The sequence below is a fragment of the Ruminococcus sp. HUN007 genome, assembly GCF_000712055.1.
GTDB lineage: Bacteria > Bacillota > Clostridia > Oscillospirales > Ruminococcaceae > HUN007.
Genome location: NZ_JOOA01000002.1, coordinates 1,131,256 through 1,143,961, shown reverse-complemented (window position 1 = coordinate 1,143,961; position 12,706 = coordinate 1,131,256). Strand labels below are relative to the sequence as shown.

The following is a 12,706-nucleotide window of genomic DNA, read 5'->3' as shown; positions in this document are numbered from 1 at the left end:
AGATGAATGCGGAATGGAAACCTAGAATTGATTTAAAAAACAGAACAAAACTCGAAACAGTTATTCCTTTGGAAACACCATTTATTATTTTTATAGATCCTTGCGATAAATGCAATTTTCAATGTAAATTCTGTCCGACTGGAAATAGAGAATTAATGAGGAACACTCCAGGAAGAAATTTTGGAGTGATGGAATGGGAACTTTATAAAAAAATAATAAATGATCTTGATGAATTTGAATCAGCCGTTAAAGTAATAAGATTATATAAAGATGGTGAACCTTTGCTGAATCCTAGATTTGTAGATATGGTTAAATACGCAAAAGATTCAAAAAAATGTTTGAGAGTAGATACAACTACAAATGCGTCACTACTTACAAAGAATATATCCGATGGTATAATCGAAGCAGGATTAGATAGAATAAATATTTCTATTGAAGGCGTGACAAACGAAAAATATAAAGAGTTTTCAGGATGTAATGTGGAATTTGATAAAATCGTTGAAAATATTAGGTATCTTTATGAAAATAAAAAAAATCTTGAAATGATCGTTAAAATAAATGGAGATATACTTTCAGAAGAAGAAAAAGCAAAGTTTATAGAGATATTTGGAAATATTGCTGATGGAATCTTTATAGAAAGCATAATGGATTGTTGGCCAGAATTCGAACAAACAAAAGTTAGCGTTAATTCACAAAGAGGAATTTATGGTCAGGCAATAAGCGAAGTTTTGGTTTGTCCGTATGTATTCTATTCTTTTGCTATTAATTCAAATGGAACCGCTAGTCTTTGCTTTTTAGATTGGCAACGCAATATGCTGATTGGAAATGTAAAAGATCATTCTTTGAAAGAGTTATGGAACAATGAAATTATACAAAAGTATAGAAAAGAGTTTCTTATGGGACAAAGGAAAAACATTAAAGTGTGCAGTAACTGTGGTCAGTTAAAGCAAGGACAACCAGATAATATTGATTTGTTTAGAGAAGATTTGTTGAGAAAAATTGAGGAGAATTCAAATGTATGAATTAATCGAAGTAAATACTAGTAAAGCAATAGGTAACGAAATCGATGGTTCAATTTATCAGGTTAGAGAACAAATCGCTAATTATAATCTTAAAGACTACGAAAGCGAAGTTACCATTCTTGTTCAAACCTATAACGGATTAAACAAAACAAAAAAATGTGTTGAAAGTATATTGAAAACAATATCTGGAATTGATTGCGATTTGTGGTTGATTGATAATGGTTCAACTGATGGAACGTTAGAGTATTTTAAAAATGTAGAATACGAAAAAAAAACATATTATTCGTATTAATGAAAATAGAGGCTCCACTTTACCATGGGACATTTTTAGCGCTCAAATGCTTTCAAAGTATGTTGTAATAGTTGCAGGTGATTTGGTGTTTACTGAAAATTGGTTATCAAATATGATAACCATTGCAAAATCTGATAATAAGATAGGAATGATAAATCCGGTTAGTTCAAATGTAAGTAATTTTCAGCAAATTGATTTTGAATTCAATGATGAAGATGAAATGCATAAAATAATAAAACGTTTTAATATTTCAAATCCTCAAAAATGGCAGGAAAGACTTAGAATCGTAACTCTTGGAACGCTATTCACCAAGGAATGTCTTTATGCTATTGGTATTCCTCTTCATGATGTTGGATTTATACATAATTTTGGCGATGATGATATTACATTTCGAGTACGTCGTGCTGGTTACAAAGCTATTCTGGCAGGGGACACTTGGATTCACCATGATCACGAAAAAAGAAATTGTACAATTGAACAGGCTCAGAAAATAAATAATGATCTTGCAATAGGTCGGCAGAACTTTCGTGAAAAATACTTCGGTATAGATGCATGGGATGATGTAAATAATTTCATTCCAGAAATTCTTCCGCTGATTAAACCGCCGGTTGATAAAGATAATTGTAATATTCTTGGTATTGATATACGGTGCGGTACTCCGATACTTGAAATAAAGAATCATCTTCGTCAGTATGATATTTTTGACGCTACATGCTGTGCAATTACTTCTGAAGGAAAATATTTCATCGATCTTCAGACGTTCTGTGGTACAGATAACGTATTCACATGTTCTCCGGCAGACGCATCAGACCATTTTAAGCAGGAAGTATTTGATTATATCATAATCGGAGAAAATATAAACGAATATCCTGAGCCGTTCAAAATTATCCGACATGTGTATTCGCTTCTGAAAAAAGGCGGTCAGATGTTTGTATATCTTAAAAACAATTATGATATTTATACTTTCTTGAATGTTATAGGACACAGACAGGTTCGATCATCAAAATATTCTTTGAATCTAACTATTGAACAGTTCCTTGAACAGCTTGCCGGTATGGATATCAAGTCAGAAGTTGTGGGAGTTGTTCATCATACAAATGTACCGGAAGAATACATTAATGAAGTAAATAACAGAACAGTTGCATTTGTTCAGAAAGAATGGAATGAAACGGCTGCACGACTTACTGCGGATAAATTTACTGTTAAAATTGAGAAAATATAAACCTAAATATAATACTAAAATAATATTTTGATGCAATAGTAATTATGAGCTTATAGTCAAATAAGAATGAGGTAGTTATGTATATAAAATTTCATTTTGAACCTTGTGAAATAAAAGAGTCAACTTATATTTTTACAAATGTTAATGATGATTTATTTCCTGCACTTTATATAGGTTTAGATTCATATATTGTAGATGCAACGGTAGAAACAGCGTTGAATTTTGAATATAATGATAAACTTTATAATTTACAAATTGGAAAATATTCATCTATTGCTGAGGAATTATTATTTTTGATTGATATGGATCATGATTACGAATCTGTTTATCAAGGGGTGATTAGAGAATTTTCACAAAATAAATTAAATCATAATAAGTTACGTAAAGGAGAAATTCTTATCGGAAACGATTGCTGGATAGGAAACGGCGCAACGATAATGAATGGTGTTACAATTCACGACGGAGCTGTTGTTGCGTCAAAATCAGTTGTAACCAAAACTGTTCCGCCTTACGCAATAGTAGGAGGAAATCCAGCTAAAATAATTAAAAAGAGATTTGATGATGAAACGATTAAAGCTTTAGAGATAATAAGATGGTGGAATTGGGACAGTAACCAATTGATTAAAAACAGGGAATACCTTGATGGTGATGTAAGAGAATTTATAAAACGATTCTATCCTGAAGCTAAGGAAGAACTAATTAAAAGTTCAGAAGTAAATCCATATTTCGATAAATTTATAGATGACGGAAAGGTATATGTATATATAGTGGATGATGACGCAACTGTTTCGTCATATGCTTATGTTATTAATCAGTTCTGTAATATGTTTCACAATATGGATTCGCAGCTTGTATTGTTTTTTCCAGATGCTTTACCAAATAAAGAACTATCTGTAAAATCAGTTATGCATGAACTAAATAAATATGAGGATTTTGACTGCTGTATTGATATTGTTACGGAGAGCTCTGTAACAATAGAATCGCTTATCAATCATAGTGATGCATATATCACCAGCAGAAGTTCTCAAAATATCCGTGCTGGATATTCCGGTCGCCCAGTGCACTCGTGACGGAAATTTAGAGCACCCCGTGACGATGAAATAGAGCAGCCAATGACGAAAATTCAGAGCATGTATTGACGGAAATCCAGTGCAGTCCCCATAATATATTTATACACATTGCAATGTGTAAATAAATACTTTATGGAGGACGATAATCATGGTAAATTATCGTGAAATCATCAAACTGAAAAGTGAAAATTTCAGTAACGCAGCAATAGCTGTTAACGTGGGAAGTTCAAGAAATACAGTAGCTGCTGTCATTAAGCTTGCTGAAACGCATGAACTGTCCTGGCCGCTTCCTGAAGATCTTTCAAATCACAAAATTGAAAGAATGTTCTATCCGGAACGTGGACATAATGAAGGGTATAAGCTCCCTGACTTTGAACACATTCACAATGAACTTGCAAAGCCTGGAGTTACACTTACTCTTCTTTGGGCTGAATACTGTGAAAAATGCGAACAAGAACACAGCATTCCGTACCAGAGAACACAGTTCTGCGATAAGTATCGCTCTTTCGCGGTCACAACTAAGGCAACTCTTCGTATTAAGCATAAACCTGGAGAAGTCCTTGAGGTTGACTGGGTTGGCGACACCATTCCTGTAATGGATGCAGCACTTGGAGTTGAAGTACCCGCATATGTTTTTGTAGCTACTCTGAGCTGTAGTATGTACAGCTATGTTGAAGCATTTCCGGATATGAAATCTCATAACTGGATAGAAGCGCACGTCCACGCCTACAATTTCTTCGGTGGTTCTACAAGAATTCTTGTTCCGGATAACCTTAAAACCGGAGTTATCAAGAATACAAGAAGCGAATTGATACTGAATCGCTCATATCATGAGATGGCTGAGCATTACGGAACAGCTGTAATCCCTGCACGTCCTGTTAAGCCCAAGGACAAACCAAGCGCAGAAGGCTCAGTAAAGGTCGTTGAAACCTGGATTCTGGCAGCACTCAGAAACAGAAAGTTTTTTTTCATTTGATGAACTTAATTATGCTATCAGAGAAAAACTTGCTGAATTCAATTCAAGAAATTTTCAAAAGAAAAAAGGAAGTCGTTTATCGGCATTTCTTGAAGAAGAAAAAGAATATCTTATCCCTCTTCCAAATGAACCATATGAAACAGCAGTATGGTCATCAGCAAAGATACAGCCGGATTACCTGATCACTGTAGGAAACTGCAAGTATTCAGTACCATATGAGTACATCTGGAAAAAGGTCGATATCAGATCAACTGAAAACTGTGTTGAAGTGTTCTATCAGGGAAACAGAATAGCTTCACACGTTCGAAGACGATATGAAAAAGATCCTGTATATATCCCTGAACATATGCCGGAAAATCATCGTAAATTTCTTGAATACAATTCAGAAAGCTTTATTAAGTGGGCCGAAAATATCGGTACCTGTACTCTTCTTGTGGTTAAGACATTCTTAACAATGCATAAAGAAGAAAAACAAGGTTACAAAGCATGTGCTTCGCTTATGAAGCTTGCAGACAAATATTCGACGCACAGACTGGAAAGCTCATGCGCAAAAGCTTTGTCATATACGCCTAAACCAAGTCTTAAAAATATTACAACCATTCTTAAAAATGGTCAGGATACAGTAAAAACTGAACAGCCTAAATCCAGAAAAGAAAGCAGTTCATATGGCATTACAAGAGGCGCCGCTTACTACAATGGAGGTGCAAAGTAATGGTTAAACAGGCTACTATCAGTAAACTGCGTGAGATTCGCCTTTCTGCAATGGCTGAGGCTTTCGAGAATCAGTGCGCAAATCCGGAACATTTTGAAGGACTTTCGTTTGAAGACAGATTGGGAATGTTAGTTGATAAAGAATGGGAAAAAAGAAGAAATACCAGGCTTGATAAACTCGTCCGCCACGCTGAATTCAGATATCCCAATGCATGCATTGAAGATATCGAATACCACGCTGACCGAAACCTCAACAAAGGTGAGATAATTGCACTTTCAACTTGCAGGTACATAACAGACAGTCACCACATAATCATAAAAGGTGCTTCTGGTAATGGAAAAACATATATTGCCTGTGCTTTAGGAATTGCTGCTTGCAGAAATTTTATTAAAGTCAGATACATCAGGCTTCCTGATTTGCTTAATGAACTTGCAGTTGCTCGTGGAGAAGGAACATACTCTAAGGTGATTAAGAACTATCAGAAGATAGATCTGCTCATACTTGATGAATTTCTTCTTACCCCTTTGACAACAAGTCAGGCAAGAGAATTGCTGGAGATCATCGAAGCCCGCAGTATTAAAGGTTCCGTAATTTTCTGTACACAGTTTGAACCTTCTGGCTGGTACTCCCGTATCGGTGATGAATGTGATGCAACCCTTTGCGAAGCTATCATTGACCGTATTGTTCATAATTCATATGAAATTATGATAGAAGGAGATGTATCCATGAGAGAACGTCATGGTTTAAAATCTTCTGCAAAGGAGGATTCAGAACATGAATGATTACTGTGCGTTCAGCAAGAATCATAAATGCCTCAAATGGATAGACTATCAGATTACTCGTCATGAACTTGAAGAAGCAGATGAGCTTTGCCATGGTAACTGGATCGAAATTCATAAACTCTATGACTACATTGAAGTTCTTACTAATCTTCTCAAAGAAAATGGTATTGACTATCCTGAAATTTAACTGAGTTGATTTACCTACTGCACTCTTGACCGGATTCACTTGCTCAGTGCTCCGGAAAAGGGTGCTCTAATTCATCGCCATCACCTGCTCTGAATTTCCGGTACAGGTGCACTCGCTAAGCGGAATATCCACGTGCAATTGGTGTCGCTGAATTATTTGGAAAAAATATAGTATCAGCTTTCAATTTACCAATGATATGGTGATATGTAAAGATTAAAAAATCTGAAAAAGCAGTGGCTTGTTGAGTGGGCAAAAGCATTTCGTGCAAGTTCCTGGGAAGAAGTAAACGATATTGATAATTCTGGTGTTAAGGAGGCGGCTAAGACTATGCAGTTAATTATGTCAAATCCAACAGAACGTGAAATGATCCGTATGCGACAGGATGCGCAGATAGACTGGAAAACAGTTGTTAATTCAGAAAGGCTTGATGAAAGGATCAGTACTCTTGCTGATTTAGTAAGAGACGGCCTTTTAACGATTGATGTTGCAGCCGAGAGGGCGAAAATGACTGCTCAGGAGTTTGCTGTTCGTGCGGGGATAAAACTGTAAACGAATCTAAATTATTATAATAAAAAAACAGCGACTGGAAAAGGCATTTAACCAGTTGCTGTTTAGAAGTCAAAACACTTTATCGATTTAAATCGGGAAGCCGGATGACACAAGCTTTAACCCGTGCCATCCGGCTGAGAAAATATTTTTATTTGATCCTGCAAGTACTTATCATGTTGAACTTATCAATATATTTTTTCGCTTCATTTTCTTTCAGATCATACTGTTCAGTAAGAGCCGCAATAATATCAGATTCACTTTCGTCTTTGAGTGAGATGATTGTCTGGAGAATTGCAAAAGCAAGTGCCTGTCCTTCTTCTATGCCCTTAGCTTCTGCCTCCTCAGTATAAAGTATAATTCTTTCATTTAACATACGATTAACGCCTTTTGATTAATATCATCTATATGATTCGGGCGTCAAAAGGGTAAGACCAATCTGAGCCAACAAAAGCATCTTGAAAATTTAATATTATTACAACAAATGAAAACGCGAAATATGGTACAATAGAAGTATCAAATTTCGGAGGAAAAAGAAATGTCATTCGTAGCAAACGATTTAAGGAATGAACAAATGTCAATGTTCGATTCCACGCTGAATTTAACAGAAAGAGAACGCAGATTTTTAGAAAAATCATGGGCAAAAGTATTTGCTGAAAAAGTATTTCCTGCAATAGATGAAACACCGTATGCGGTTCTTTACAGCGAAAAATTATCGCGTCCAAATACTCCGGTAAACGTTCTCGTAGGCGCAATATTCATTCAGCAGCTAACAGGACAGTCCGATGATGAATTTCTTGAATCATTGCTGTTTGACATAAGATATCAGTATGCACTTCACACAACATCATTTGATGAACAGCCCCTTAGTGACAGAAGTCTTGGAAGATTTCGTGAAAGATTAGCAATGTATGAAATTGAAACAGGAATAGATCTCATACAAAATACGGAAAAAGAAATAACAGATGTTATGGCGCTTGTTATGGGAATAGATCATCATCTTAAACGTATGGATAGCATGATGATATCTGCAAATGTGAAGAAAATGTCGCGTCTCGAACTGCTTTATACATGTGTTTCAAACCTTGTAAAAGAGATGAAACGCAGTAATGCAGAAGTGCCTTCGGAATACATGCATTATGCTGATGTAGATGACAGAAATAAAGTAGTATATCATAATCGTAGTGAATCTGTTGATAGCAAGATTGTAACTATTCTTGAAGATGCAAAAATTCTGATGAACCTGTGTGATGAAGATATTGAAGACAGCAGTGCATATAAATTGCTGGTACGCTTTCTCAATGAGCAGACTAACATATATCCTAACGGAATCCGTCAGCTTAAAGATGCAGACGATTCAAGTATGGATTCTTCAATACTTCAGAATCCTGCGGATCCGGAAGCAACATTTCGCCATAAAGCAGGTAAAAATCATATAGGATACGTTGCCAATTTAGTAGAATCATCAAATGAAAACGGTGATACGCTTGTAACTGATTTTCAGTTTGAAACAAACAATTACAGCGATAAGAAATTCATCAATGATGCAATGGAAAGAATGAATTCTCAGCCGGAAGACGACCGCACAGTAATAGTAGCTGACGGTGCATATACAGCTGATGAAGCATTAGCAAAATCAAAAAACATTGAAATTGTAAACACTAATCTTACTGGTAAAGAAACACCAGATATCAATGCTGATTTTGAATTCAGTGAAGACGGAACACAGATCTTAAAGTGTCCCGGAGGACATGAACCAATAAGCTGCAGCTACAATAAAAAGACAGGGCAGTGCGTAGCATCCTTCGATAAAGAAAAGTGCGAAAACTGTCCACACTTTAATGAATGTAAACCTAACTTGAGAGTAAAGGTTTGTAAGAAAACAGTCTCATTAAAAAGTAAAAACAGAGCTCAGCAACAGAGAAAACGTTCTACAAAAGAATTTAGTGACTTAACTAAATTCCGAAATGGTGTTGAATCACTTCCATCCATTCTTCGAAGAAAATATCATGTTGACAAAATACCGGCAAGAGGTATGATTCGAAAGAAATTATTCTTTGGAGCAAAAGTAACTGCTATGAACATCCAGAAGTTTTGCAAATTCATGCAAGGCTCGGCATGCCGCGCCCAAAATGCGGTAATAGCCTGAAAAATGAGTAAGGAAAGCTACTAAATATTGAGATTTACGTTTCGATATATCCATAATTTGTAATAATATTAAATTTTCAAGATTCTATTGGAATTTTGAAAAGTCAAAATCGCTGTTTTGACGCTCTAATCATCTATATTGTTGTAAATATGCTCTTTGATTTTACGGGTTATTTCCAGTATGAGTCTGTATTCTTCACTCGTTACTCTTTTATACTTTTTGTGCAAATCAAGAGTAGTGATGATATCATTGGTTATCGTTTCAATTCAGTGAGAAATCACTCAAGTAGTCATTCGAAATTTTCGCGAATATCATTATACTCTTCCGGAAAAAGAACACGGATATAATTTCTGCCTTTATACAGAATACGATGAATCTCAACCGCATCATTGCTGATCTTATAGAAGACAAGATAATTGCCGCTGATAATAAATCGGAAAGATGTTTCAACGTTTATCTTACGGTCGAGCGGGATACCGATTTCAGGTATATCTTTTAAAGCTTTATAACTGTTTATAATTCGTTTTACAACATTCGTTGCTGCAATTGGATTAGAAAGTTCTACTGAAATGTATTCTTTTATCTCTTTTAAATCGTCTTTTGCAGAAGGTGCGATAACAAGCTTCATAATAGCCCTAACTCCCGTTCAACATCTTCTGGTGAAAGCCAGCCCTGTTCAGCAGCAGACTTTTCGCCTTCGGCCAACTCGTTAAGGAGCTGAACTGCCGCTGTCTGCTTTTCTGATTCATTGACAAGAAACTGAATATATCTCATAACACTTCTCATAGCTTCATCGTCAAGGTTGCAAGTATTGATCATTGAACAAGCCATTTCCTTTGTACTCATAAAATCACCCTTTCCTTAGAAGTCTGCTTCTATAGTTATTATATCATTTTTTGAGGAGTTAGACAATAGAAATGAAACCGAACACTTGAAATAATCGGTGAATTGTGGTATTCTTAAATTAACAAGTGTATATAGTATCCGAATATTGTTAATAATGGGGAAGGACGGTGTGAATATGGGCGAAGCTAATTTAAACCTGGCTGTAAGAGATTACAGTAAGCCGATAGTACCTATTTTTCAGGGGAAGGAAGGCTTTCGTGCATATGTACAGATAGTCACAACTCCTCCAACTAAATTCGATGCTGATGCAGCAAAGCAAAAAGCAGCAGAAAACCTGAGAAAGCAGGGCCTGATTGTATGACGGAACGCTATGATGACGGTTGTAAATTCATGTATCAAGTAATCTGAAAAAAACAGGTACCTGTTGAGTAGGCAAAAGCGTTTCGTGCAAGTTCCTGGGAAGAAGTAAACGATATTGATAATTCCGGAGTGAAGGAGGCGGCTAAGACTATGCAGTTAATTATGTCAAATCCAACAGAACGTGAAATGATCCGTATGCGACAGGATGCGCAGATAGACTGGAAAACAGTTGTTAATTCAGAAAGGCTTGATGAAAGGGTCAGTACTCTTGCTGATTTAGTAAGGGACGGCTTCTTACCTTTAGATGTTGCTGCTCAGAGAGCACAAATGACTGTTCAGGAGTTTGCTGTTCGGGCAGGGATAAAACTGTAAACAAATCTAAATTATTATGAAAAAATAAAAACAGCGACCGGAAAAGGCGTATTACCAATTCCGGCCGCTGTTTAAAAAGCACTGTGCTTTAGTAATTTAAATCGTGGTATAATTTATTCTATTCCCGCTTTCTCTTTAAACTCACCGACAGTCACGCCAGCATCTTTCGCGACTTACCAGTTATTCCTTTGCATTTTCCTCCAGTTCCTGCAGATATCGGTCAAAGTCAGACACGAACAATCGGTCCTGAATTACGCGGTATTTTTCAAATTCTGTCTCAGCCTTTGCTTTAGCTATCTCTGCTGTGATTTTTCCTGCATCTTTAAGGATCTCTCTGTCATCTGCCATAAGGAATAAATCAAGCCTTTTAGACCAGTCTTCCATTGTCATCGGAATATGACGTTCCGCGCGGTCTTCCGCCAGATCCAGGTACGCAGAAACTATACGTTCCAGTGAACGCATTTCTTTTTCAGTAAGATAATTTTTTGCAACACTGACATCACTTTTTACAATTTTACCATTTGGCGCTGCTTCCCATGTAGTCAGTCCCATATTCGGCTTAGCAGCATCAGCTCTTTCATATATCAGTTCTGCTGCAGTATGTCCGTGCACAGCATAATGCATCTTATTCTGTACCTTTGCAAAGAACTGCTTCGTCGTTTTCGATGTACGGTCGTAATCAAGTGCTGTAGCATATATATCTGTTATCTTTTGATAGAATCTGCGTTCGGACAACCTGATTTCCCGAATCTGCTCCAGCAGCCGGTCGAAATATTCTTTTGTGAGTACGGATCCGCCGTTTTTCAGGCGTTCATCGTCGATAACCCAGCCTTTGATTGTATAATCCTTCACAATGCTGTTTGCCCATTTACGAAACTGTACAGCCCGCTCGTTATTTACTTTAAAGCCGACTGCAATGATCATCTGAAGGTTGTAATGAGCCACTTCTCTGTTTACCTGACGTGAACCTTCATTTTGAACTATTAAGTATTTCTTAATAGTTGATTCCGCTTCAAGTTCTGAATCCTCATAAATTCTTTTTATATGTTGGTTGATCGCAGCCACACTTACATCATACAATGCAGCCATCATTTTTTGTGTAAGCCATATATTTTCATCTTCATATCGCATTTCAATGCTGTCCTGCTGATTACCGGCAGATGCAGCGTAAGTCAGATATTCAGCTGCACTGGAGCGAATATTGATATGATCTTTTTTATTACTCAAACAGGTTTCCTCCAATTTTATTATTCAGCGTATTTGCCCGATATGATTTAACATATGTGTATCGATTGATATTATATCATTTTTTATAAATCGATTCAAGATTAGTATCACGATTCATAAAAGCAGCGGTCAAACCGTATAAAAACCCTTGATTTACCTCGCTGTTTATGGTATAATTGATGCATAGGGATGAAAAATATGGGGGAATACAGATTTTACAGGTGTGTCATATGGGACAGGTGTTTCTCCATGTGATGCATTTTTTGTTTTTGTAAAGGGGTAATCAGGTTATGGGAAAAACAGGTTCGGCTGCAGTGAAGGTCTTGTTTGTGATCTTAATTGTTCTGACTCTGGGGTTCGGGTGCTATGCCGGGTTCCGGCTGTTTGCAGGCGGGACAGAGTCTGATGTGCCGGAAAAGAATGTGAAACGAAACTATGTTGTACTTGCTGATCCTGCGGTGGTGCCGTCGGCTTCTGAGGCTGAGGTGAATGCTGCATCCAGCTACGACGTTAAAATGAATTCGGAGTGGACTTTCCGGAACGGAAAAGCTTATTCTGAGGATGCTTTTGTTGAAAATCCTCTTTCCAATATCAACAGCGTGTATTTCGATGTGAAAATAAACGGATACAGCGAACCGGTATACACCTCACCGGTTCTGCCGCCTGGAAGTCACCTTGAAAATATAACGCTTGACAGGGAACTTAAGGCCGGTACATACAAGGCTGTTCTTACCTATACGCTTCTTTCAAAGGATGAAAAGGAGAGTGTTGGCACACTGCAGATGGCAGTGAAGATAATTGTCGGTGGAAACTGATTCGCTGCGTGCATACGGATGTACACGTAAAGAAACAGTTTACATATAAAAGGAAACGCTGAAAATTCCGCTTGTTCAGGCGGGAAACGGAGCGATGCTCCCTGGCGTTTCAGGGAAGTAAATATAAA

The 12,706-nt window shown here is 36.9% G+C and carries 17 protein-coding genes; 13 read left to right on the top strand and 4 right to left on the bottom strand.

Features of this window, described 5'->3' with window-relative positions; all coding sequences use genetic code 11:
- Positions 1-2 precede the first annotated feature (2 nt).
- The 9 genes from CC97_RS09015 (at position 3) to CC97_RS08980 (ending at position 6,812) form a co-directional block, all read left to right on the top strand.
- The gene (locus CC97_RS09015; RefSeq protein WP_044974687.1) at positions 3-1,022 is read left to right on the top strand and encodes a radical SAM/SPASM domain-containing protein; all 1,020 of its coding nucleotides are present in this window, start codon (positions 3-5) and stop codon (positions 1,020-1,022) included.
- Positions 1,015-1,314, top strand: a complete 300-nt coding sequence (locus CC97_RS09010) for a glycosyltransferase (RefSeq protein WP_044974686.1) — start codon at positions 1,015-1,017, stop codon at positions 1,312-1,314. Before CC97_RS09015 ends, CC97_RS09010 begins: the two co-directional genes overlap by 8 nt.
- Before the next feature lie 46 nt (positions 1,315-1,360).
- The gene (locus CC97_RS09005; RefSeq protein ID WP_044974685.1) at positions 1,361-2,536 is read left to right on the top strand and encodes an SAM-dependent methyltransferase; all 1,176 of its coding nucleotides are present in this window, start codon (positions 1,361-1,363) and stop codon (positions 2,534-2,536) included.
- A 77-nt stretch (positions 2,537-2,613) separates the two neighbouring features.
- The gene (locus CC97_RS21310) at positions 2,614-3,606 is read left to right on the top strand and encodes a CatB-related O-acetyltransferase (protein WP_049962801.1); all 993 of its coding nucleotides are present in this window, start codon (positions 2,614-2,616) and stop codon (positions 3,604-3,606) included.
- 148 nt (positions 3,607-3,754) lie between these two features.
- Positions 3,755-4,582: an IS21 family transposase gene (gene istA / locus CC97_RS20970; RefSeq protein ID WP_242848161.1), complete on the top strand. Its 828-nt coding sequence runs from the start codon at positions 3,755-3,757 to the stop codon at positions 4,580-4,582.
- Positions 4,530-5,294 carry a hypothetical protein gene (locus CC97_RS20965; RefSeq protein WP_242848160.1) on the top strand — a complete coding sequence of 255 codons (765 nt, stop codon included), beginning with the start codon at positions 4,530-4,532 and terminating at the stop codon, positions 5,292-5,294. The genes istA and CC97_RS20965 overlap by 53 nt, the downstream gene beginning before the upstream one ends.
- Entirely contained in the window at positions 5,294-6,076 is a 783-nt protein-coding gene (gene istB, locus CC97_RS08990) for an IS21-like element helper ATPase IstB (RefSeq protein ID WP_044974684.1), read from the top strand. The genes CC97_RS20965 and istB overlap by 1 nt, the downstream gene beginning before the upstream one ends.
- A complete protein-coding gene (locus tag CC97_RS08985; RefSeq protein ID WP_044974683.1) occupies positions 6,069-6,263 on the top strand; it encodes a mobility-associated LCxxNW protein in 195 nt (64 codons plus the stop codon). The genes istB and CC97_RS08985 overlap by 8 nt, the downstream gene beginning before the upstream one ends.
- 327 nt (positions 6,264-6,590) lie before the next feature.
- Positions 6,591-6,812, top strand: coding sequence for a hypothetical protein (locus CC97_RS08980; RefSeq protein WP_044974682.1), 222 nt, complete (start codon positions 6,591-6,593; stop codon positions 6,810-6,812).
- A gap of 148 nt (positions 6,813-6,960) precedes the next feature.
- Here CC97_RS08980 and CC97_RS08975 read toward each other — a convergent pair whose 3' ends face one another.
- The gene (locus CC97_RS08975) at positions 6,961-7,185 is read right to left on the bottom strand and encodes a hypothetical protein (RefSeq protein WP_044974681.1); all 225 of its coding nucleotides are present in this window, start codon (positions 7,183-7,185) and stop codon (positions 6,961-6,963) included.
- A gap of 162 nt (positions 7,186-7,347) precedes the next feature.
- Between CC97_RS08975 and CC97_RS08970 the strand changes: the two genes are divergently transcribed.
- On the top strand, positions 7,348-8,958 hold the full coding sequence (locus tag CC97_RS08970) for a transposase (RefSeq protein ID WP_044974680.1): 1,611 nt from the start codon (positions 7,348-7,350) through the stop codon (positions 8,956-8,958).
- Positions 8,959-9,247: 289 nt separating this feature from the next.
- Here CC97_RS08970 and CC97_RS08965 read toward each other — a convergent pair whose 3' ends face one another.
- Together CC97_RS08965 and CC97_RS08960 are read right to left on the bottom strand one after the other, a co-directional pair.
- Positions 9,248-9,586, bottom strand: a complete 339-nt coding sequence (locus CC97_RS08965) for a type II toxin-antitoxin system RelE/ParE family toxin (RefSeq protein WP_049962800.1) — start codon at positions 9,584-9,586, stop codon at positions 9,248-9,250.
- Positions 9,583-9,804 carry a hypothetical protein gene (locus CC97_RS08960; protein WP_044974678.1) on the bottom strand — a complete coding sequence of 74 codons (222 nt, stop codon included), beginning with the start codon at positions 9,802-9,804 and terminating at the stop codon, positions 9,583-9,585. The genes CC97_RS08965 and CC97_RS08960 overlap by 4 nt, the downstream gene beginning before the upstream one ends.
- Before the next feature lie 175 nt (positions 9,805-9,979).
- On the opposite strand from CC97_RS08960, the gene CC97_RS08955 reads away from it, so the two are divergent.
- Positions 9,980-10,165, top strand: a complete 186-nt coding sequence (locus tag CC97_RS08955; protein WP_044974677.1) for a hypothetical protein — start codon at positions 9,980-9,982, stop codon at positions 10,163-10,165.
- 149 nt (positions 10,166-10,314) lie between these two features.
- A complete protein-coding gene (locus tag CC97_RS08950) occupies positions 10,315-10,536 on the top strand; it encodes a hypothetical protein (RefSeq protein ID WP_044974676.1) in 222 nt (73 codons plus the stop codon).
- A gap of 180 nt (positions 10,537-10,716) precedes the next feature.
- On the opposite strand, the gene CC97_RS08945 is transcribed toward CC97_RS08950, so the two are convergent.
- Positions 10,717-11,763, bottom strand: coding sequence for a virulence RhuM family protein (locus CC97_RS08945; RefSeq protein ID WP_044974675.1), 1,047 nt, complete (start codon positions 11,761-11,763; stop codon positions 10,717-10,719).
- Between the two features lie 290 nt (positions 11,764-12,053).
- Between CC97_RS08945 and CC97_RS08940 the strand changes: the two genes are divergently transcribed.
- Positions 12,054-12,578, top strand: coding sequence for a hypothetical protein (locus CC97_RS08940; RefSeq protein WP_044974674.1), 525 nt, complete (start codon positions 12,054-12,056; stop codon positions 12,576-12,578).
- The last annotated feature ends 128 nt before the right edge of the window (positions 12,579-12,706 follow it).

What these genes read in the sequence shown, in the direction of transcription:
- CC97_RS09015 (WP_044974687.1), top strand. Translation starts at nt 3, where the DNA reads ATGAATGCGGAATGGAAACCTAGAATTGATTTAAAAAACAGAACAAAA.
- CC97_RS09010 (WP_044974686.1), top strand. Translation starts at nt 1,015, where the DNA reads ATGTATGAATTAATCGAAGTAAATACTAGTAAAGCAATAGGTAACGAA.
- CC97_RS09005 (WP_044974685.1), top strand. Translation starts at nt 1,361, where the DNA reads ATGCTTTCAAAGTATGTTGTAATAGTTGCAGGTGATTTGGTGTTTACT.
- CC97_RS21310 (WP_049962801.1), top strand. Translation starts at nt 2,614, where the DNA reads ATGTATATAAAATTTCATTTTGAACCTTGTGAAATAAAAGAGTCAACT.
- istA (WP_242848161.1), top strand. Translation starts at nt 3,755, where the DNA reads ATGGTAAATTATCGTGAAATCATCAAACTGAAAAGTGAAAATTTCAGT.
- istB (WP_044974684.1), top strand. Translation starts at nt 5,294, where the DNA reads ATGGTTAAACAGGCTACTATCAGTAAACTGCGTGAGATTCGCCTTTCT.
- CC97_RS08985 (WP_044974683.1), top strand. Translation starts at nt 6,069, where the DNA reads ATGAATGATTACTGTGCGTTCAGCAAGAATCATAAATGCCTCAAATGG.
- CC97_RS08980 (WP_044974682.1), top strand. Translation starts at nt 6,591, where the DNA reads ATGCAGTTAATTATGTCAAATCCAACAGAACGTGAAATGATCCGTATG.
- CC97_RS08975 (WP_044974681.1), bottom strand. Translation starts at nt 7,185, where the DNA reads ATGTTAAATGAAAGAATTATACTTTATACTGAGGAGGCAGAAGCTAAG.
- CC97_RS08970 (WP_044974680.1), top strand. Translation starts at nt 7,348, where the DNA reads ATGTCATTCGTAGCAAACGATTTAAGGAATGAACAAATGTCAATGTTC.
- CC97_RS08965 (WP_049962800.1), bottom strand. Translation starts at nt 9,586, where the DNA reads ATGAAGCTTGTTATCGCACCTTCTGCAAAAGACGATTTAAAAGAGATA.
- CC97_RS08960 (WP_044974678.1), bottom strand. Translation starts at nt 9,804, where the DNA reads ATGAGTACAAAGGAAATGGCTTGTTCAATGATCAATACTTGCAACCTT.
- CC97_RS08955 (WP_044974677.1), top strand. Translation starts at nt 9,980, where the DNA reads ATGGGCGAAGCTAATTTAAACCTGGCTGTAAGAGATTACAGTAAGCCG.
- CC97_RS08950 (WP_044974676.1), top strand. Translation starts at nt 10,315, where the DNA reads ATGCAGTTAATTATGTCAAATCCAACAGAACGTGAAATGATCCGTATG.
- CC97_RS08940 (WP_044974674.1), top strand. Translation starts at nt 12,054, where the DNA reads ATGGGAAAAACAGGTTCGGCTGCAGTGAAGGTCTTGTTTGTGATCTTA.